This window comes from Streptomyces sp. CO7 (assembly GCF_053474865.1).
In genome coordinates this window covers 66,334-67,558 of record NZ_JBRIOU010000013.1, presented here as the reverse complement: position 1 = coordinate 67,558, position 1,225 = coordinate 66,334, and the positions used below count along the sequence as shown (strand labels likewise).

Genomic DNA, 1,225 nt, shown 5'->3' with positions numbered 1-1,225 from the left:
CCCGCACCGGCCGAGGACCGCACCCCCGAGGCCGTCCGGGACCGGATGGCCGCCTACCGCGACGGCTGGGTGCGCGGCGGCGGGCGCCCGCCCGGCCGCGGGCCGGGCCCAGGCGCCCCCGGCGCGGGCAACACCGGCGCGGGCGATCCCGGCCGCCCCGGCGACAGCAGCGAAGGAGACCCCGCATGAACCAGGACCCCCTCACGGTGCACTACGGCCCCGGGCCCGACGGACCCCACCGGTCCGTCGAACTCGACTGGCTGCTGGACGACCTCGCGTTGCGGACCGCCGAGGTCCGCCACGCCGTGGTGCTGTCCGACGACGGTCTCGCCGTCGGCGCCTCCAGCAGCCTCGGCCGCGAGGACGCCGACCATCTCGCCGCCGTCGCCTCGGGTTTCAACAGCCTCGCCAAGGGCGCGGGCCGCCACTTCGGCGTCGGCGGGGTGCGTCAGACCATGGTCGAGATGGACGAGGGCCTGCTGTTCGTGGCCGCCGCCGGAGCCGGCTCCTGCCTGGCCGTCCTGACCGGCGCCCGGGTCGACATCGGCCTGATCGCCTACGAGATGGCCAGGCTGGTCAAGCGGGTCGGCGAACACCTCCACCAGCCTCCGCGGGTGGCCGTGCGGCCGCCCGTCGGCTGACCGGAAGGCGCGTTCCCGATGCGTGAGAACCCTTCGACCCACGACCCGACCCGCGACCAGGACCGCTCGCCGGACGTGGACCGCTCCCCGGACGTGGACCGCTCCCCGGAGCGCGGCACCGGCGGCCGTTGGTACGAGAGCCAGTGGTTCGACGGCGAGGCCGGACCACTGGTCCGCCCCTACGCCATGACCGGTGGCCGCACCAGCGCCGGACCCGCCGACGCGAGCTTCGACCTGATCGCCCTGATCACCCTCGACCCGGAGCCGCCGTCCAACGCCGCCTCCGCCCTGGGACCCGAACACCGCGTACTGCTCGGGCTGTGCCACGCCGAGACCCAGTCGGTCGCCGAGCTCGCGGCCGGCTCCGACCTTCCCGTGGGCGTGGTCCGCGTGCTCCTCGGCGACCTGCTGGAGCTCGGCTGCGTGACCGTCAGCCGCCCGGTACCGCCCGCCCAGCTGCCCGACGAGAGGGTCCTGCGCGAGGTGATCGCGGGATTGCGCGCGCTGTGAACCGCCCGACCACTTCCGGGACCCCGAGTTCTATGATCACGTGAGCTCATCGATGTCGTCAGTCGTGCCCACCC

General features: G+C 74.9%; 3 protein-coding genes. All 3 read left to right on the top strand.

Annotated elements, in window-relative coordinates; all coding sequences use genetic code 11:
• A partial coding sequence (locus tag ACOV8S_RS30370) for a hypothetical protein (protein WP_448321698.1) occupies positions 1–189 on the top strand: 189 nt, incomplete at its 5' end.
• Positions 186–641: a roadblock/LC7 domain-containing protein gene (locus tag ACOV8S_RS30365; RefSeq protein WP_448321697.1), complete on the top strand. Its 456-nt coding sequence runs from the start codon at positions 186–188 to the stop codon at positions 639–641. The genes ACOV8S_RS30370 and ACOV8S_RS30365, both read left to right, overlap by 4 nt.
• Before the next feature lie 18 nt (positions 642–659).
• Positions 660–1,151 carry a DUF742 domain-containing protein gene (locus ACOV8S_RS30360; RefSeq protein WP_448321696.1) on the top strand — a complete coding sequence of 164 codons (492 nt, stop codon included), beginning with the start codon at positions 660–662 and terminating at the stop codon, positions 1,149–1,151.
• Positions 1,152–1,225: the final 74 nt, after the last annotated feature.